The 18462-nt window shown below is 71.6% G+C and carries 17 protein-coding genes, 2 pseudogenes and 1 riboswitch; of the genes and pseudogenes, 11 read left to right on the forward strand and 8 right to left on the reverse strand.

What is annotated here, in order from left to right:
- Positions 1 to 67: 67 nt before the first annotated feature.
- Positions 68 to 847, reverse strand: coding sequence for a DUF1345 domain-containing protein (locus MOV08_RS06710; RefSeq protein ID WP_052286557.1), 780 nt, complete (start codon positions 845 to 847; stop codon positions 68 to 70).
- A gap of 153 nt (positions 848 to 1000) precedes the next feature.
- Positions 1001 to 1172: riboswitch (M-box (ykoK) riboswitch) on the forward strand.
- A gap of 299 nt (positions 1173 to 1471) precedes the next feature.
- Here MOV08_RS06710 and MOV08_RS06715 point away from each other — a divergent pair.
- Positions 1472 to 3139, forward strand: a complete 1668-nt coding sequence (locus MOV08_RS06715) for an NRAMP family divalent metal transporter (protein ID WP_275306689.1) — start codon at positions 1472 to 1474, stop codon at positions 3137 to 3139.
- Positions 3140 to 3241: 102 nt separating this feature from the next.
- Positions 3242 to 3973, forward strand: coding sequence for an MgtC/SapB family protein (locus MOV08_RS06720; RefSeq protein WP_039630329.1), 732 nt, complete (start codon positions 3242 to 3244; stop codon positions 3971 to 3973).
- Positions 3974 to 4161: 188 nt separating this feature from the next.
- Here MOV08_RS06720 and MOV08_RS06725 read toward each other — a convergent pair whose 3' ends face one another.
- Positions 4162 to 4563, reverse strand: coding sequence for a carboxymuconolactone decarboxylase family protein (locus tag MOV08_RS06725; RefSeq protein WP_052286558.1), 402 nt, complete (start codon positions 4561 to 4563; stop codon positions 4162 to 4164).
- Between the two features lie 127 nt (positions 4564 to 4690).
- Here MOV08_RS06725 and MOV08_RS06730 point away from each other — a divergent pair, with 127 nt between their 5' ends.
- The gene (locus tag MOV08_RS06730; protein ID WP_275306690.1) at positions 4691 to 5740 is read left to right on the forward strand and encodes a LysR family transcriptional regulator; all 1050 of its coding nucleotides are present in this window, start codon (positions 4691 to 4693) and stop codon (positions 5738 to 5740) included.
- A 111-nt stretch (positions 5741 to 5851) separates the two neighbouring features.
- On the opposite strand, the gene MOV08_RS06735 is transcribed toward MOV08_RS06730, so the two are convergent.
- From MOV08_RS06735 to MOV08_RS06745, 3 genes are all read right to left on the reverse strand, one after another.
- A complete protein-coding gene (locus tag MOV08_RS06735) occupies positions 5852 to 6232 on the reverse strand; it encodes a VOC family protein (RefSeq protein ID WP_039630335.1) in 381 nt (126 codons plus the stop codon).
- A gap of 283 nt (positions 6233 to 6515) precedes the next feature.
- A complete protein-coding gene (locus MOV08_RS06740; RefSeq protein WP_275306691.1) occupies positions 6516 to 6827 on the reverse strand; it encodes a cupin domain-containing protein in 312 nt (103 codons plus the stop codon).
- A 137-nt stretch (positions 6828 to 6964) separates the two neighbouring features.
- Positions 6965 to 7345: an ArsR/SmtB family transcription factor gene (locus MOV08_RS06745; protein WP_078876184.1), complete on the reverse strand. Its 381-nt coding sequence runs from the start codon at positions 7343 to 7345 to the stop codon at positions 6965 to 6967.
- A 98-nt stretch (positions 7346 to 7443) separates the two neighbouring features.
- Between MOV08_RS06745 and MOV08_RS06750 the strand changes: the two genes are divergently transcribed.
- The 7 genes from MOV08_RS06750 (at position 7444) to rfbB (ending at position 14388) form a co-directional block, all read left to right on the forward strand.
- Positions 7444 to 7767, forward strand: coding sequence for a putative quinol monooxygenase (locus MOV08_RS06750; RefSeq protein ID WP_039630338.1), 324 nt, complete (start codon positions 7444 to 7446; stop codon positions 7765 to 7767).
- A gap of 331 nt (positions 7768 to 8098) precedes the next feature.
- Positions 8099 to 9109, forward strand: a complete 1011-nt coding sequence (locus MOV08_RS06755) for a Gfo/Idh/MocA family protein (protein WP_275306692.1) — start codon at positions 8099 to 8101, stop codon at positions 9107 to 9109.
- The gene (locus MOV08_RS06760) at positions 9106 to 9735 is read left to right on the forward strand and encodes a dTDP-4-dehydrorhamnose 3,5-epimerase family protein (RefSeq protein WP_039630341.1); all 630 of its coding nucleotides are present in this window, start codon (positions 9106 to 9108) and stop codon (positions 9733 to 9735) included. The genes MOV08_RS06755 and MOV08_RS06760 overlap by 4 nt, the downstream gene beginning before the upstream one ends.
- 41 nt (positions 9736 to 9776) lie before the next feature.
- Entirely contained in the window at positions 9777 to 10964 is a 1188-nt protein-coding gene (locus MOV08_RS06765) for a nucleotide disphospho-sugar-binding domain-containing protein (RefSeq protein WP_039630343.1), read from the forward strand.
- The gene (locus MOV08_RS06770) at positions 10961 to 12325 is read left to right on the forward strand and encodes an NDP-hexose 2,3-dehydratase family protein (protein WP_275306693.1); all 1365 of its coding nucleotides are present in this window, start codon (positions 10961 to 10963) and stop codon (positions 12323 to 12325) included. Before MOV08_RS06765 ends, MOV08_RS06770 begins: the two co-directional genes overlap by 4 nt.
- Positions 12326 to 12332: 7 nt before the next feature.
- The gene (locus tag MOV08_RS06775; RefSeq protein ID WP_275306694.1) at positions 12333 to 13400 is read left to right on the forward strand and encodes a glucose-1-phosphate thymidylyltransferase; all 1068 of its coding nucleotides are present in this window, start codon (positions 12333 to 12335) and stop codon (positions 13398 to 13400) included.
- Between the two features lie 28 nt (positions 13401 to 13428).
- Positions 13429 to 14388, forward strand: a complete 960-nt coding sequence (rfbB, locus tag MOV08_RS06780; protein ID WP_275306695.1) for a dTDP-glucose 4,6-dehydratase — start codon at positions 13429 to 13431, stop codon at positions 14386 to 14388.
- Positions 14389 to 14443: 55 nt separating this feature from the next.
- Here rfbB and MOV08_RS44115 read toward each other — a convergent pair.
- Positions 14444 to 15466 (reverse strand): annotated as a pseudogene (locus MOV08_RS44115) (carbamoyltransferase C-terminal domain-containing protein); the annotation flags it as partial.
- 813 nt (positions 15467 to 16279) lie between these two features.
- Positions 16280 to 16684, reverse strand: coding sequence for a winged helix-turn-helix transcriptional regulator (locus MOV08_RS06790; RefSeq protein WP_275306697.1), 405 nt, complete (start codon positions 16682 to 16684; stop codon positions 16280 to 16282).
- Between the two features lie 133 nt (positions 16685 to 16817).
- Here MOV08_RS06790 and MOV08_RS06795 point away from each other — a divergent pair, with 133 nt between their 5' ends.
- Positions 16818 to 17588, forward strand: a complete 771-nt coding sequence (locus MOV08_RS06795) for an MBL fold metallo-hydrolase (RefSeq protein WP_275306698.1) — start codon at positions 16818 to 16820, stop codon at positions 17586 to 17588.
- Between the two features lie 18 nt (positions 17589 to 17606).
- Here MOV08_RS06795 and MOV08_RS06800 read toward each other — a convergent pair.
- Positions 17607 to 17926, reverse strand: a pseudogene (locus tag MOV08_RS06800) (transposase family protein); the annotation flags it as partial.
- Positions 17927 to 18462 lie beyond the last annotated feature (536 nt).

Raw genomic sequence — 18462 nt, forward strand, 5'->3', positions numbered from 1 at the left:
CTCGAAAGGCCCCCTCTACACCTCGGGGCGCCCATCGGATGACATCCCAACCGGGCCCGGCGGCCGACTACTTGAGGATGTTGACCGCACGGGCCACCACCAGCACCACCGTCAGCAGCGAGACCGCCGACTGGAGCAGCATCAGCAGCTTCGCCCAGCGGGTCAGCGGCATCACGTCGGTCGGACTGAAGGCGGTGGCGTTGGTGAAGGACAGGTACAGGTAGTCGGCGAACTGCGGCTCCCAGTGCTCCGGGGCCATCTCCGGCGTCGCCATCTGCGGGAAGAGGAAGTCGGGGTAGCGGCGCACGGCATGGACCCGGGCGACCGGGCCGCCGCGGTCCCACTCCCAGTACCAGAGCGCGAAGACGATGACGTTGGTGGCCCAGATGGCGCCGCCGGTCGCCAGCAGCTCCCCGGCGTCCTGGCCCTCGGTGCCGCGCACCAGGCCGATCACCAGATGGACCGCGGACCACCCGTTGGCCGCGCTGATCATCGCGATCAGCACCAGCCCCGCCCACCGGTAGAGCCGGGAGACCCGCTCGATGCGGTACGGGTCGGCCGCCACCAGCACCAGCACCAGCGCGGTCTCCAGCCCCGGCAGCAGCCACTCCGGATGGATCGCCAGCCGCTCCGGCAGCCGCCACTGGAGCGCCACCGCCACCAGCATCGCGAGCGTCGAGGGCCAGCGGGGCTCACCGCGGGTGACCCGCCGCCAGGCCGGCCGCAGCCGCCGTCCGGCCTCCTCCACCCCCGCCACGGCAGGCGCCAGCAGCGCCTCGATGCGGTCCAGCCGCTCGGCTTCGGTACCGGCTTCGCCCGCCTTGCCGGGCTCGGGGTTCTCGGACATGCGCCTCATGCTCACCCGAGGTCGCAGCGGTGTCCAGCAGCCCGTCCCGGACGCCGGGACGGATCCGCCGCGGGGTTAAGACTCGGTCAAGAACTTGCGTCCCTGTGCAAGTACCCCGTGGGCAGGGTCTAGACTCCTAGAGGTTTGACGAAGCGAGCACCTCGTTCGGTGAGGCGTCGTCACGGACACAGGCCACTGATCCCACCCGTCGAGAGACGCTCCGGATCAGGACAGGTCTCCCCGGCCCAAGGGGTGACCCCAAGTGGCTGCCCGCACACAGGGCTACGCCGTGACGTGCCAAAGCTCTGACGAGTAGGGGTGAACCGGTCGACGGCGACCGGTCCGCTCCTTGCCGGATCGACGACGGCGCGCCCGACGCGCCCCGACCGGAAGGAGGCGAGAGACATGGAATGCAGTAGTCCGGGCCATCATCGGCCCCCCTTCCGTCTGCCCTCGCTCACTTCCGGCACGCGGTAGTCACCTCCCCTGCGCGGCCTCCCCGCCGCCCCACGCCCCCGTACGGCCCACCGCCGTCACGGGTCGCCGTGCTGCGCGCCCGCGCAGGGGAGATGACTGCCCCGCGCCCCCAACACCTCCCCCGCTCGGGGGACTTGGGAGGTTGCCATGACCGACACCACGATCCGTTCCACGGCCGCGGCCACGACCCCGGCCCCGCACGCCACCGCGGTGCTCGACGACGCGCACACCGGTGACATCCGCGGCGCGCTCGGCACCATCCGGCACGACGACACCGCCCCGCGCCGGGGCCTGTCCGCCAAGCTCAAGACGCTGCTGGCCATCGTCGGCCCCGGCCTGATCGTGATGGTCGGCGACAACGACGCCGGCGCCTTCACCACCTACGGCCAGGCCGGCCAGAACTACGGCACCCACCTGCTGTGGACCCTGCTCCTGCTCGTCCCGGTCCTCTACGTCAACCAGGAGATGGTGCTGCGTCTGGGCGCCGTCACCGGCGTGGGGCACGCCCGGCTCATCCTGGAGCGGTTCGGGAAGTTCTGGGGCGCGTTCTCGGTCATCGACCTGTTCCTGCTCAACGCGCTGACGCTGGTGACGGAGTTCATCGGCATCACCCTCGCCGCCGGCTACCTGGGACTGCCCAAGGTCGGCGCGGTGCTGCTGGCCGCCGCCGTGATCATCGCCTCCGCCTTCACCGGGTCGTTCCGCCGGTTCGAGCGGATCGCCATCGCGCTGTGCGCGGCGTCGCTGCTGCTCGTCCCGCTCTACTTCATGGTCCACCCGTCCACCGGCCAGATGGCCCACGACTTCGTCGTCCCGCACCTCCCCGGCGGGCCGGGCCAGTTGTCGGCCGTGATGCTGCTGATCATCGGCATCGTCGGCACCACCGTCGCCCCCTGGCAGCTGTTCTTCCAGCAGTCCTACGTCATCGACAAGCGCATCACCCCGCGCTACATGGGCTACGAGAAGGCCGACCTGTGGATCGGCATCGCCATCGTGGTGCTCGGCGCCGCCGCCCTGATGGGCTGCGCAGCCGCCGCATTCGCCGGCACCTCGGGCGCCGGCGCCTTCACCGACACCGCCGGCATCGCGCACGGCCTGGCCGCCCACGCCGGCAAGCTCGCCGGGGTGCTGTTCGCCATCGCCCTGCTGGACGCCTCGATCATCGGCGCGTTCGCGGTGTCCCTGTCCACCGCCTACGCCATCGGCGACGTCTTCGGCATCCGGCACTCCCTGCACCGCGGCGTCGGCGGCGCCAAGGGGTTCTACGGCGTCTACGCGGGCCTGGTCGCCGCGGCCGCCGCGATCGTGCTGATTCCCGGCTCGCCGCTGGGCCTGCTCACCGAGGGCGTGCAGACCCTGGCCGGGGTGCTGCTGCCCTCCGCCTCGGTCTTCCTGCTGCTCCTGTGCAACGACCGGGCGGTGCTCGGCCCCTGGGTCAACGGCCGCCGGACCAACGCCTTCACGGCCGCCGTCGTCGGCGTCCTGGTCACCCTGTCGGTGATCCTCACCGCCGCCGTCCTCTTCCCGGACCTCGGCCCGGGCACCATCCTCGGCATCATGGCCGGCTGCGGCGGGGCGGGCGTCCTGGCGCTCGGGTACGCGGAGGTGCGGCGCCGCCGCAAGGGCTGGGCGCGCGGCGGCCGGCCGGTGGACCGCACCGGCCGGGACGACTGGCGGATGCCGCCCCTGGAGACGCTGACCCGCCCGGTCCTCTCCACCGGGCACAAGGTCGGCCTGGCCGCCCTGCGGACGTACCTGCTGCTCGCGATGGTCCTAGTCGTCGTCAAGATCGTCCAGGTCGCCCTCGGCCACTGAGGTCCCCGGCCCGCCACGGGCCCGACACCGGCCCGTGGCGGGCCCCGCGCCGGCCCACCGCCGGCCCCGTCCCCTCGTTCCCCGTCCCCGAGGAGGTGCTCCGTGCACACCCTGACCATCGTCGACTTCCTGGTCCGGCTCGCCACCGGTGTGGCCTGCGGAGCACTCATCGGGGTCGAGCGCCAGTGGCGCGCCCGGATGGCGGGGCTGCGCACCAACGCCCTGGTCGCCGCCGGCGCCACCCTCTTCGTCCTCTACAGCACCGCCGTCGGGGACTCCGGCAGCCCCACCCGGGTCGCCTCCTACGTCGTCTCCGGCATCGGCTTCCTCGGCGGCGGGGTGATCCTGCGCGACGGCGCCGGGGTGCGCGGGCTGAACACCGCGGCCACCCTGTGGTGCTCGGCCGCGGTCGGCGTCCTGGCCGCCTCCGGGCGCCTCGAATTCGCCGTCCTCGGCACCCTCGCCGTGCTCGCGGTGCACCTCGTGCTGCGCCCCGCGGGGCGGCTGTTGGACCGGGCCCCGGCGTCCGGTTCCGACCCCGACGCGGCCGTGCACGCCACCGTCCACGTGGTCTGCGAGCGCCGGGCGGAGACGCACATCCGCGCCCTGCTCCTCCAGGCGCTCACCGCCTCCGACCTGACCCCCCTCAGCCTCCGGGCCCGCCGTGACGCCGAGGACACCACCGGCATCCGCGCCTCGGTCACCGTCTCCGGCGACCTCGCCCAGGCCCTGGAGCAGGTCATCGCCCGGCTCTCCCTGGAGCCGGACGTCCGCGACCTGCACTGGCACCTCGACGAGTCCGAAGTCGCCCCGGAACAGCGGGCACTGGCCTGACACGACGACGCGCACCGGCCCGCCCGGTAGCGGTCGCCGGCACGACGTGTACCTCGCGCGAGGTGCGGATGCCCCGTTCCGAACGCCGCGTGCGGACCGGCGCGGAAGGGGCGGCGACCGCCTTGGCCCCTTCACCGTCCGCCGGTTCCGCCCTGCCGGGCAGCCGCCCACGCGCCGCGTCGGACCGTTCAGCCGAGGTTGGTGACGGGGAGCAGGCCACGCTCGGCGAAGACCTTCTTGGCGACGAGCGTGGCGTTGATCGACCGCGGCATGCCGCAGTACACGGCCGAGTGCAGCAGCGCCTCGGTGATCTCGGTGGTGGTCAGGCCGACGTTGAGCGCGGCGTTGAGGTGCACCTCCAGTTCGATCTCGCAGCCGCCGAGCGCGGTGAGCACCCCCAGGGTCACCAACTGGCGTTCTCGCGGCGCCAGTTCGGGACGTGCGTACATGTCGCCGAAGGCCCATGCCACCACCTGGTGGCCCAGCTCCGGCGAGGTGTCGGCGAGGGAGTCGACGATCCGCGCTCCCGCCTCGCCGTCCACCTGCTCCAGCACCTTCATGCCGTACGCGTAGCGGTCTTCGCGGTTCATGGTTCTCCTCGGGGTCGGATGCGCGCTCCGGTCCGGCCGGTGCGTCGCCTCCACTCTGGCCCGAGAACCCCTCCACATCTGCCTCCCAGGCATTGCCCTCTATACTTGCCATGCCTGGGAGGTATGGATGGAGCTAAGGCTACTTGGCTATGTGGTCGCCATCGCGGAAGCGGGCAGCATCAGCGGCGCGGCCCGCCGACTGCATCTGACGCAGCCCACGCTCAGTCGCCAACTCCGCGAAATGGAACGGCAATTGGGCACTGTGCTGTTCGTCAGGGAGGGGCGCGGGCTGACCCCGACACCGGCCGGACAGGTACTCGTCCACCGCGCGACCACCGTGCTCGCCGAGGCGGAGGCCGCCTTGCAGGACGTACGGTTGGCCGCCCAGGGCATCACCGGGCGACTGGTCGTGACCTTCGCCGGGTCGGGCATCAACGGGCCGCTGGGCGCCGCGCTGGGCCGCGTGCGGCGCGAACTCCCCCGCGTCCACCTCCAGTTGGAGGAGAGCTTCAACGACGCCGAGATGTCCACCGGCGTTCTGGAAGGCCGTTTCGACCTCGCCGTCCAGCGTCTCCCGATGCGCGACGCCCGGCTGTCCACCCAGGTCTGGTGGCGCGAGCCGCTGACGCTGTTCCTGCCCGCCGGCCACCCGCTGGCCTACCCCTCCGAGCCCGCCCCGCTCGCGGCACTGGGCCAGATCCCGCTGGTCATCTGGCCCCGGGACGTCTCGCCCCGGTCCTACGACGAGATCATCGCGCTGTGCCACGGCGCCGGGATCGTGCCGCAGATCAGCGCCGAGGGCCGCAGCGTGCAGACCCTCCTGGCCCTGGTCGCGGCCAAGTTCGGCGCAGCGGTGCTCGCCGACTCGCACCGTGCGCTGCGCCGCATCGGCGTGACCCCCCGGCCACTGGCCGGCACCTCGACCACGCTCCACCTGGTCTGGCGCTCCGACGACACCAACCCACTCGTCGAACGCCTCCGCACCGTCCTCACCCATGTCACCGACGCCACCACCCCCGCGGACAGCCCCAACGCCATGGGCACCACGAGCACCACTGACGCCACGAGCAGCGCCGCCCTCACCGACGGCAGCGGAGCGGCGCGACCGGCACCCTCAACCCCCGCACGACAGACACGACCGACACGACAGCGGGGAGTTCGACGGCAAGGCCGGTGACACGACCCAGGTCGTGTCCGCACAGTCCCGCCCGGCGTTCGGCGCTCCCCCAGCTCACGCTGGGAGGTACCCCCAGGCACGCACTCTCGCCGCGCCGGGGGCACCGAGCCGTCAGAGCGGGTTGAGGCGGGCCTTGAGCAGGCAGAACTCATTGCCCTCGGGGTCGGCAAGGACGTGCCACTGCTCGTCGCCGGTCTGGCCGATGTCGGCCGGGCGCGCCCCGAGCTTCAGGAGGCGTTCGAGCTCGGCGTCCTGATCGCGGTCGGTGGCGTTGACGTCGATGTGCAGCCGGGACTTGCCCTGCTCCGGCTCGTCGCTGCGGCTGAGGATGATGGTCGGCTGCGCGCCGCCGAACCCTTCGCGCGGCCCGATCTCCAGGGTGCCGTCCTCTTCGCGATCGAGCACGACGAAGTCCAGGACCTCGCACCAGAACCGCGCCAGCACCTCGGGATCGCGGCAACCGAGCACGAGTTCACTGATACGACATGCCATGGACGAAACCTGCTCTCAGCGCGGGAACTGCCGGGACGGCCGCGCACGAAGCCTTTGAGCTCCCCGCCGCGGCACGTGACCGAGACCGTACCGGGCGAGGCCGGCAGGTGGAAAGGGGTTCTGGGGGCTCGCGCCTCGCCCGGCCGGGCCGCCGGGCGAGGACCGTAAGCCGGGCAGTGGTGCAGCTGGTTGCGCACGCGCCCCGGTCGCGTCGCGCCAGGGGGTACCTCCCATCGTGAGCTGAGGGAGCGCCGAACACCAGGCGGGGATGTGCGAACACGAACTAGCCCGCGGCCGAGCCGTGTTCGACGATGACGAGCGTGCCCCGACTGCCGGGGCGCACGGCATGCTCCACCCCCGCCTCGACGAGGTACATCTCCCCCGCGCGCACCTCGACCTCGCCGCCGTGCACCGTCAGCCGCAGCACGCCGTCCATCACCAGCAGCGCCTCCGCCGTGTCATGGGATTCCGGCACCATGGGACGCCCGTCCATCCGCAGCACCTTCACCCCCGCGCCCCCGACCCGGCCGAGCAGCAACGAGCTCCAGGCATCGGGCAGTTCCGCGGCCTTGTCCTGTAGGTCGACGACGTCCATGGCATACCTCCTGGCGGGCCGCCGCACCGGAGGGCCGCATCAGCCGCCGGAGACGCCCGCAATCGTGAGCAAGGGATAAGGGATGCAGTGACGCTACGACACGACGGCGCTCCGCCGGTCGACCGTAAGGCAAAACCTCACACCGCCGGGCCGACGCCCCCGGCACCCCCGGCGTCCCCGACTCCACCAGCCCCGCCGGCCCCCTCGCCCCCCTCCGCCACCAGCAGCGACAACAGCCCGGGGAAGCGGTCCTCGATATCGGCCCGGCGGAGGGTGGCCATCCGACTGTTGCCCCGATCGACCTGACGGATCAGCCCCGCCTCGCGCAGCGTGCGGAAGTGATGCGTGACGGTCGCCTTGCCGACGGGAAGAGCAAAGGAACTGCACGTCCGCGCCTCGCCGTCGGGCCCGCCCGCCAGCTCCCGCACGACCCGCCGCCGCAGCGGATCGGCCAGTGCGGACAGCACCTTTCCCAGCTCGATCTCCGTCAGCTCGGGGTGCCCTTCGCGATCGGGCATCACCATCACCTCCAAGGTATGACTTGCATCGTACCTTGCGCCTCCCTTACCGTCCGTGAGGTACGACGAAAACCGTACCTACGGATGGGAGATCAGTCATGGACCAGCCGTTCACCCTCGTCGGCACCGCCCACCCCAAGCCCGAGCGCGCAACGGAACTGCGGGAGCTCCTGCTGTCGTTCGTCGAACCGACGCGGCAGGAGCCGGGCTGCCTGGAGTACCACTTCCACGAGGACCGCGACGAGCCGGACGTCTTCGTCTTCTACGAAGCGTGGCGGAGCAAGGAGGACCTGGACGCCCACCTGGCCCTGCCGCACCTCCAGGACTTCTGGGAGCGCCGCATGGACTACCTGGAACGGGACCTGGAGATCCGGTATCTCACCATGCACAGCCCGTACGGGACACGGGACCGTCGCGCGTGACCCGACACCGCCCCGCATGACGCGGAAACGGACGACGGACGACGGGCCACAGACGACGGACAGCGGAGACCCTCCCCCGGGGAAGGAGGGAGGGAACGCCCGCACCCACAAAGACACTGACATTTCGTCAAGAACACCGTCAGATGGGCGCAATCCGACGGCTCTAGGGAATCACCTAGCAGCGGATCCTTTGTAATCACTGCAGCGACCCTTCGGTTTCGGGTCTGCACAGATCGTTTCTCAAAGTTTTCCGTCTTCCGTTTTCTTTTCCCGTTGCGGTGGCCGTCTGCCCAGGCGGCGGCACGCCGCGTCGCAGGGGGTGTTCACCGACGTGACCAGGCTGTCCTCATGCCCGCCGCTCGGATTCGGGGTGCTCGGCTGCGCGGATATCGCCTGGCGCCGAACGGCCCCGGCTCTCGCGGCCGATCCCGGCGTCCGGTTGACCGCTTTCGCCAGTCGCTCCCCGGAGAAGGGCCGGCGGTTCGCCGAGCGGTTCGGCGATGCCGCGGTGACCGACTACGACGCACTGCTGCGGCGTCCCGACGTGGACGCCGTCTACATCCCGCTGCCCGCCATGCTCCAGGCGGAGTGGATCGAGCGGGCGCTCACCGCGGGCAAGCACGTCTTCGCCGAGAAGCCGCTGTCGACCCGGGCCGCCGACACCGCGCGGCTGTTCGCGCTGGCCGAGGAGCGGGGGGTGGTGCTCAAGGAGAACGCCATGTTCCTGCACCACTCCCAGCACACCGCGGTGGACCGGCTCCTCGCGGACGGGGCCATCGGCCAACTGCGCGGATTCAGCGCCGCGTTCACCATCCCCCCGCTGCCGGAGGGCAACATCCGCAACCACGCCGACCTCGGCGCCGGGGCGCTGCTGGACGTGGCGGTCTACACCGTGCGCGCGGCCCTGCGGTTCCTCGGGCCGCGCCTGGAGGTGGTGGGCGCGACGCTCCGGGAGGCGGACGGGGTGGTCCGGTCGGGCAGCGCGCTGCTGGTCACCCCCGAAGGCGTGCCGGCCCAGCTGACCTTCGGCATGGAGCACGCGTACCGGACCGAGTACGCCCTCACCGGGTCCACCGGCCGGCTGCGCCTGGACCGGGCCTTCACCCCGCCGCCCGGCCACCAGCCCGTCGTCGACGTGACCCGGCAGGACCACCGGGAGCAGATCACCCTGCCGCCGGACGACCAGTTCGCGAGGATCGTGGCGGCGTTCGTCCGCGAGGTCCGCGGCGAGGCGCCCGCCGAACGGGCCGCTTCGGCGGCGGAGTCGCGGCGGGTGGCCGAGACGATCGACGCCCTCGCGGCCCGCGCGGTCCGCACGAAGGCCCCGGGGGACGTGTCATGAGCCGCCCTCCGCGCGCCACGGTCACCGAGCTGTCGATACCGGGCGCCTACCGCATCGAGCCGCACCACATACCGGACCGCAGAGGCCACTTCTACGAGGCGTTCCGCGCCGAGGTGCTCGGCGAGGCCCTGGGCCGCCCGTTCCCGATCCGCCAGGTCAACTACTCGGTCTCCCGGCGCGGCACGCTGCGCGGCATCCACACCACGTCCGTGCCGCCCGGCCAGGAGAAGCTCGTCACCTGTGTCCGGGGCAGCGCCCTGGACGTGGCCGTCGACCTGCGGGTGGGCTCGCCGACCTTCGGGCGCTACGAGATCACCCGGCAGGACGAGGGCTCCGGCATCGGGGTCCTGATGGCCGACGGCATCGGCCACGCCTTCCTCGCGCTCAGCGACGACGTGTGCATGAACTACCTCTGCTCGGCCGAGTACGTGCCCGGCACCATGATCGATGTGCAGGCCCTGGATCCCGAGATCGGCATCCCGTGGGATCTGGCCGGGGAGCCGGTGATGTCCGACAAGGACCGGGCCGCCCCCACCGCGCGGGAGGCCGCCGCCGCCGGGCTGCTGCCCGGTTATGCCGACTGCCTGGCGCAGTACTCCGCGCTCGCCACGGGTGGCCGGGCATGACGCCCGCCCGGCGGGGACCCGCCGCCGCTCCGGAGGCCCGTATGCGCGTCCTGCTGATCACCAGTCCGTCAGCCACCCACTTCCTGCCGATGGTGCCGCTCGCCTGGGCGCTGCGGGCGGCCGGCCACGACGTGCTGGTGGCGGGTCAGCCCGACGTCCTGGACGCGGTGGCCGGGGCCGGCCTGAACGCCGTGCCGACCGGGCGGCGCGCGGGTATCGACGACGCGATGCGCGAGCTGCTGTTCCGGCCCGGACTGCGGCCCTTCGAATGCGTCGGCCGCTGGACCCCGGAGATGCTGGCCGCCTTCCCGCCCGTGTGGCAGCGGCACAGCGCGGACGTGCTGCCGCGCTATCTGGACCTGGTCCGGGCGCACCGCCCCGACCTGATCGTCTGCGACGTGATGGAGTTCAACGCCCCGGTGGTCGGCGCCCATGTGGGCATCCCGGTGGTGCGGCACCGGTACGGCGTCGATCCGCTGCTGGGCGGCGTCGGCCCGGCCGCACGGGCCGCCCTGCGGTCGCTGCACGAGGACCTGGGACTGGCGGAACTGCCGGAACCCACCGCGGTGATCGACCCCTGCCCGGCGGACCTGCAGCTCCCGGGCGTCGCCCCGGGCCTGCCCATGCGGTACGTGCCCTACAACGGCAACGGGGAGCTGCCGGACTGGTTGCGGGCCGAGCGGCGGGCCGGGGCACCACCGCGCCGCGTACTGGTCTCGCTCGGTTCGCACACCCTGGCTCTCAACGGCGTCCCGCTGCTGCGCGGCATCCTGGCGGCGGCCGGCGACGGGTCGTCGGGCGTCGAGGTCCTGGCGACCGTGCCGGAGGCGTACCGCGCGGAGCTCGGCCCGGTGCCGGACACGGTGCGGCTGATCGACCCGCTGCCGCTGCACCTGATCGCCGGCGACTGTGCGGCGGTGGTGCACCACGGCGGGGCCGGCACCGGCATGACCGTGGCCGGTCTCGGCGTACCGCAGCTGGTGCTCCCGCAGTTCGCCGACACCTTCGCGTTCGCCGAGCGGCTGGCGGCCGTCGGCGCCGGGGTGGCCGTCGACACCGTCGAGCAGCAGAACGACCCGCAGTTCCTGCGCAAGGCGCTTCAGACGCTGCTCGGGGAGCCGTCCTACGGACACGCGGCCGAGCGGCTGCGGCACACCATGGAGGCCATGCCGCCACCGGCCGCCCTGGTCCCGGAGCTGGCGCGGATCGCGGCGGGAGCGGGCGCATGAGCCTCACCCGGCGCGCGGACGCCGATGCCGCACGGCGCCTGGCCCGGTCCGCCGAGGACCTCGCCGGCGCCCGGACCCCGACCGGCGAGGTCGCGGAGTGGATCGCGCAGCGGCGGGCCACCGAGCGCCACCACGTCGCACCGATCCCGTTCGACGCCCTGGACGGCTGGTCCTTCGACCCCGACAGCGGCGATCTCGGCCACCGCACCGGGCGGTTCTTCACCGTGCAGGGCGTGCGGGTCACCGGCGGTCCGGAGCCGTTCCCGGCGTGGGACCAGCCGGTCATCCGACAGCCGGAGGTCGGCATCCTCGGTCTCCTGGTGAAGGAGTTCGACGGGGTTCCGCACGTGCTCGTGCAGGCCAAGATGGAGCCCGGCAACCCCGGCCTGGTCCAGCTCTCCCCCACCGTGCAGGCGACCCGCAGCAACTTCACCGGCGCACACCGGGGCGCGCCGGTCCGGTACGTGGAGTACTTCGCGCGGCCCGCGCCCGGCTCGGTCCTCGTCGACGTGCTGCAGTCCGAGCACGGCGCGTGGTTCCTCCACAAGGCCAACCGCAACATGATCGTGGAGACCCGCGACGACGTCCCCGAGCACGAGGACTTCCGCTGGCTCACCCTCGGCCAGATCGGCGAACTGCTGGGGCACGACAACCTCGTCAACATGGACGCGCGCTCGGTGCTGTCCTGCGTGCCCCCGACCGACGACGGCGCGGAAGCGCTGCACTCCGACACCGCGGTGCGTTCGTGGCTCACCGCACAGCGCGCCGCCCACCTGCTGCGGGTCGATCGGATCCCGCTCGCCGAGGTCCGCGGCTGGACCCGCACCGACACCGCGGTCAGCCATGACGAGGGGCGGTTCTTCCGGGTGGTGGCGGTGGCCGTGCGGGCCGGGAACCGCGAGGTGGGAAGCTGGACCCAGCCGCTGTTCGCGCCGGTGGGCGAGGGCGTCACGGCCTTCGTGACCCGGCGGATCGGCGGGGTGCGGCACCTGCTGGCGCGGGCCAAGGTCGAGGGCGGTCTGCTCCAGTCGGTCGAGATCGGCCCCACGGTGCAGTGCACGCCCGGCAACTACGCCGGACTGGCGGACGGGCGACCGCCGTTCCTGGATCTCGTGCGCGGCGCCCCGCCGGCGCGGATCCGCTACGCGGCGGTGCACTCCGAGGAGGGCGGCCGGTTCCTACGGGCCGAGAGCCGCTACCTGCTCGTCGAGGCGACCGCCGAGGAGGCCCCCGACGAGGCCCCGCCGGGCTTCCTGTGGACCACGCCGGGCCAGCTGGCCGACCTGACCCGGCACGGCAACTACGTCAACGTCCAGGCCCGCACCCTGCTCGCCTGCATGCGCTACGCACCATGGAAGTGAACTCACCGTGAAGGCACTCGTCCTGGCCGGCGGCACCGGCAGCCGACTACGGCCGCTGACCCACACCTCCGCCAAGCAACTCGTCCCCATCGCCAACAAGCCCGTGCTCTTCTACGGCATCGAGTCGCTGGTCGCCGCGGGCATCACCGACATCGGCATCGTCACCGGCGGCACCGCGGCCGAGATCGAGGCGACCGTCGGCGACGGCTCCCGCTTCGGTGCCCGGGTGACCTACCTCCCGCAGGGCGAACCGCTCGGGCTGGCGCACGCGGTGCTGATCGCCCGCGACTGGCTGGGCGAGGACGACTTCGTGATGTACCTCGGGGACAACATCATCGTCGACGGCATCGACGAACTCGTCGCGGACTTCCACGCGCCCCGCCCCGACGCCCGCGTGCTGCTCGCCAAGGTCGCCGATCCGTGCGCGTTCGGGGTCGCCGAGCTGGACCCGGAGGGCCGAGTGGTGCGGCTGGAGGAGAAGCCGCGCGCGCCGCGCAGCGATCTGGCGCTGGTCGGCGTGTACCTCTTCACCCCGGTCGTGCACCGGGCGATCCGGGCCATCAGCCCGTCGGCCCGCGGCGAGTTGGAGATCACCGACGCCCTCCAGTGGCTCGTCGCCCACGACTACGTCGTGCGCCCCACCGTGATCACGGGATACTGGAAGGACACCGGGAACGCCGCCGACATGCTGGAGGCCAACCGCTGTGTGCTGGAGAGCGTCGTGCCCGCCCGGCTCGGCAGCGTCGACGCCGCGAGCGAACTGGTCGGCCGGGTCCGGGTGGAACCCGGCGCCAAGATCGTCCGGTCGCGGATCGTCGGACCGGCGGTGATCGGCGGGGACAGCGTCATCACCGACTCCCACATAGGCGCGTCCACGGCCGTCGGCCGGGACTGCGTGATCACCGGCAGCGAGGTGGAGTTCTCCATCGTCCTCGACGGCTCGCGCATCGACCACGCCGGCCGCCTCGAAGGCTCGCTGATCGGGCGGGGCGTGGAGGTCAGCGGCGCGCGCCGGGCACCCCGCGCACACCGCCTGGTGCTCGCCGACCACAGCAAGGTGCAGCTCACCTCCTGACCACCCGACCCCGGGGAGAACCCGCCTCATGCACATCCTCGTCACCGGTGGCGCCGGCTTCATCGGCTCCCACCTCGTCCGCACGTTGCTGGGTCCCACGGGGCTCCGGGAGACCGACCGCGTCACCGTGCTGGACGCCCTCACCTACGCCGGCAACCGCGCCAACCTCGCCCCCGTGAGCGACGACCCGCGGCTGCACTTCGTTCTCGGCGACATCCGCGACCACGACCTCGTCGACCGGCTGCTGCCCGGCCACGACGCGGTGGTGCACTGCGCCGCGGAGTCGCACGTCGACCGCTCGATAGCCTCCGGCGCCGCGTTCACCTCGACGAACGTGGTGGGCACCCAGGTGCTGCTGGAGGCGGCCGTCCGCCACGGCACGGGAACCTTCCTTCATGTCTCCACGGACGAGGTCTACGGCTCGATCGCCGAGGGCTCGTGGACCGAGGACTCCCCACTGGCCCCCACCTCCCCCTACAGCGCCTCCAAGGCCGCGTCCGACCTGCTCGCCCTCGCCTACCACCGCACCCACGGCCTGGACGTCCGGATCACCCGCTGCACCAACAACTACGGCCCGTACCAGCACCCCGAGAAGGTGATCCCGCTCTTCACCACCCGGCTCCTCCGGGGCGGCCGGGTGCCGCTCTACGGCGACGGCCGGAACTCCCGGGACTGGCTGCACGTCGACGACCACTGCCACGCCCTCCGCCTCGCGCTGCGCCACGGGCGGCCGGGCGAGGTCTACAACATCGGCGGCGGCACCGAGCTGACCAACCGGGAACTGACCGACCGGCTCCTCAAGGAGTGCGACGCCACCTGGGACAGCGTCGACCACGTCGCCGACCGCAAGGGCCATGACCTGCGCTACTCCCTCGACCACGGCAAGGCGACCGCCGAACTCGGCTACCGCCCCCGCCACACCTTCGACGAGGGCCTGGCGGAAACCGTGGAGTGGTACCGCACGCACCGGGAGTGGTGGGACGCCTAAGGTTGGCGCTGGTGTTGCACAACACGGGAACACCGCCGAGCTGGGCGTAGGCAGCCAGAATCCGCGCGGTGGCCGTGTTCTGGCGGGGTTCGATGGTCTGGAGCCTCGCGGTACCGTCCAGGTGGACGATTGCCGGGACACGGTCGGCCCACCCGGGCCTCAGGCGGTGCTCGAAGAGCATGTACGGGTCGCGGGTGCCGGGGGTGAAGACCTCCTGGGCATGTGAGGTGAGGCAGATCGGCGCCACCGGACGGTAGTCGGCCCTGTTTTTCAGGACGTTGAGCCGGCTCTTCATGGCCGGATCGGTAGCCGGGGCCAGGATGCTGCGGTTGCCCGAAGCGCGGGTCCCGAGCTCGGCCCGGCCGGACAGTACGACGACCGATTCGCCTTCGGTGTGCAGCAGCACCGCCAACTCCCTTTCGTCACGTGGCCGTTGATGCCATCCCTCAGGCAGCTCGCCCGCTGTGATCCCAGGCCCGCTGTAGACGTCCCACTCCAGCGCCATGCGGCCGCTCGTGCGGATCATCTCGCAGGTGGCGGTTCCGATCGCCGCACCCGAATCGTTGGGGAACGGCGCGATCCAGATGTCCTCGAACAGGTCGCTGGCCCGCAGCATGCTGTTCCACTTGATGTTCGGCGCGCAACCTCCCCCGATCACCAAATTGGGCCGCCGGGGTGAGTTGTGGCGGCTCGATCGGGTGGAGCGGCTCGGGCCAGGCAACCCGCTCCGTAGCGCGGCGGAAAGCCGGCGCAGCAGAAGGTCCCCCAGGTATGCCTGGAACGTGGCGATGAGGTCTGCGTTCGAAAGCCCGGGCAACAACTCGTCGCGGTTGGCTGCGGCCTTCTTCCCGAAGTACGCCGCGTTGTCCGGCGACACCGTCGGGAAGCCGGCGATGATCTCGTCGAAGACCGGGAAGGCGGACTCCTCGACCTGGCCGAGCGCGGCGTAGGCCATCGCCTTGCCCGCGACCGACAGGTGCCGCCGGGTACTTTCCTCCTCCGACTTCGCCTTGGATTCCGGCCGGAACGGGTCGAACTGCACGCTGAAGTCGGCGAAGCTGTTGCCGGTGAAAGGCATCAGTTCGGGCCACCAGCGTCGCCTTCCGCCCGACCGCGTCGACGTGGTAGAGCCGGGGAGCCGTAGCGCCGTCCCACACAACGGCGACCGCGGCCTGACCGCCTGCCGCGAACGGGCTGGAGCAACAGTCGCCGAAGAGATGGTTGCTCGGACGGTGGTAGCTCGCGTACCCAGGCGACCTGGGGCTGAAGTCGTGGTCGGTGAAGGCGCAGCGGCGTAGCGGTCCCCGGGCACCTGAGCGAGCCTGGTAGGGCGCAACCGTGATCGTCGCCGGCCGGCCACCTCGGAGGGTGTGGATCAGGGTGTACTCGGCGTCGCCGTCCTCCCACCAGCCGTCTACGACAAACCGATCGATATCGCGGACGTCCAGGCCCTGCGCTGTAAGGATCTCCGGCACCTGGGCCAGGTCGCGCAGGTAGCTGTATCGGTGCCCGTTGTCGAGCTGGGTCTTTCTACCCTGACGCGCACGCCCGCGACGTGATCCGAACCTGATCAGGGCATCGGCGCCTTCATGGTGTAGTCCAGCGGCATCCGCCACGGGCGAGTGCGGTGGTACCCGTAGAGCCAGCCCTGGCCGTGAACCGGCCCCGGGCGGGCTCCCACACCATCGTGTGCCCTCTCCCACTCGGCCAGCCCAGCCACCTCCGCGTCGTACCGCGGGCGCAGGCCCGCTACCGCGCACCTCGACCCCCGGATCACGCCGCACGACTCTCACTCGGAGTGATCACAGAAGGCGCTCGCAAACTAACTTGCCGGTCACGCAAGATCACAACTACGGCTGGAGTACTCGGCCGTGTCCGACGGGTCTGGTGATCAGCTAGGAGTGTCCCGTCGCGCCGTGCCCCACTCCCACATGCTGCGCACCACCGGCTCCAGCGCCCGGCCCTGGCCAGTGAGTACGTAGCGGACCCGGGGAGGCCAACTGGGGGTGCGGTGGCGCTCGATGACGCCCGCACTGGTCAACTGGGTCAACCGGTCTGAGAGGACCTTGTCCGAGAGGGCGGGCAGGGCGGCGGACAGCTCGGAGTACGTGGCCTGACCGCGGCGCAGAAACTCGCGGATCACCAGCGGCGTCCAACGGCCGCCCAGCGCGGCGAGGGTGATGTCGATGGGGCATCGCGGTTCGTCGCCCGGCGGAACGAGGGCGCTTTCCGGGCAGTCCGCCAGCGGGCCGTCCCGATCACTCGTCTGTGCGTGTCCAACCGTTTGGTGAGCCACGAAGGCCCCTCCTAACGTCCGTCGGGAACAGCCCACCCACTCGCCTCCAGGGGGCCTTGTGCGTATCCACCACCTCAACTGCGGTTCCCTCCGGAAGATTCCGCCGCTCGGCGAAGAGCCTGCGGCAGGCGTCGTGAACCGCGAACTGGCCGCCGTCTGCCATTGCCTGCTCATCGAGACGGACACGGACGGGCTGATCCTGGTCGACACCGGCCTCGGCACCGCCGACGTACAGCACCCCGACCGGTCGCTGGGAGTCGACTGGGTGGCCTACGCCCAGCCCGCGCTGGCCCCCGAGGAGAGCGCGCTGCGCCAGGTCGTCCGCCTCGGGTACGCGCCACAGGACGTACGGCACATCGTGCTCACCCACCTGCATCGCGACCACACCGGAGGGCTGCCGGACTTCCCTCACGCACGGGTGCATGTGCACCCCGACGAGTACCAGGCCGTCACCGATTCCGCGGCAGCACACCACCGGCACAGCCTCGACCGTTTCATGCCGGCCCACCGGGCACATGACCCGTTGCTCACCCCCGCCTCCGTGGACGAGCCCACGGAGTGGTTCGGCTTCCCCGGCGTGGCGCGCCCGCAGGGGCTCGCGTGCGAGCTGCTGCTGGTGCCGCTGCCTGGCCACTCGGCGGGGCACGCAGGCGTCGCCGTACCAGACGGCGACGGACGGTGGCTGCTGCACGCGGGCGACGCGTACATGTACCACGGCGAGATCGAGCACACCCCGCCCCTCTCCCACCCCGTCCTCGACCCGGTCCAGCAGGGAGCACAGACCGAGGCTGCGGCTCGCATCGCCACCCGCGACCGACTGCGCGCCCTCCGCCGCGACCACGCGGGCGAGGTCACCGTCTTCAGCGCACACGACCCGTGGGAGCTTGCCCGTCTCACGGGCTAAGGACCGTCGGGTCGGTCCTCACCGGAGCCATAGCCGGATCGCGGCGAGGATGACGGTGTCATGGAAGACATCCGCTCCCTTGTCGTACCTGGTCGCCACGGCCCGTGACGCCTTGAAGGCATTGCATTCACGGTCCGTTCGACTTCGTTCCTGCGCTTGTAGAGCGACTTGTCGAAGCCGGTGGGCCGACCGCCTTGGCTGCCACGGTGCTGCCTGTCGGCCCGCTGGTTCCTCGGTTCGGGAAGGGTGTGCTTGATCTGGCGGCAGCGCAGGTACCGGCAGTTGCGACGGGATGAGTACGCCTTATCGCCGCTGAGGTGGCCAGGTCGGGTGCGCCGCTTCACACGGCCCGGCCGCAGCCGCTACGTAGACACCCGGCTCCAACTGCCAGAGCTCCCCCGCACTCCTCAGCGCCATGGCGCGCCAGTGCCAGCCGGTCGCGGCTCCAGGCCGCAAAACCGCCCCCCCCGGCAACCGCGGCGGCTCATTCGTCCGGCCCATGAGATCGTCCCGGCTCTCGCACCTGTCCAGGCCGATATCGTCGGCAGCGCGGCTGGGAGCCGGCGGGAGCCCGGGGGCGCCCGCCGACCGTGTGGTCACACCCTGTCGTCGCCGGTGTGCGTGCCCCAGTCGTGGCAACCGTACGCACCGTAGTTGCGGGTGAAGGACAGCTTGCCGAGCAGCTTGGCGATCATGATGCACTCCTCTCGCCTGTCTGAGCACTCCCATGTCGCGGGTTCAGCAAAGAGGTTCCGGCAGTACCAAATGCCACACCTCCCATATTTGCGCATACGCCTATATGTAGGGTATACGCGAACGGGGCGGCCTTGGATTGCTACCCCCACCACGGCGGTTACCGAACGTGCACGGGCGG

It is taken from the genome of Streptomyces yunnanensis (assembly GCF_029011865.1).
GTDB lineage: Bacteria > Actinomycetota > Actinomycetes > Streptomycetales > Streptomycetaceae > Streptomyces > Streptomyces yunnanensis.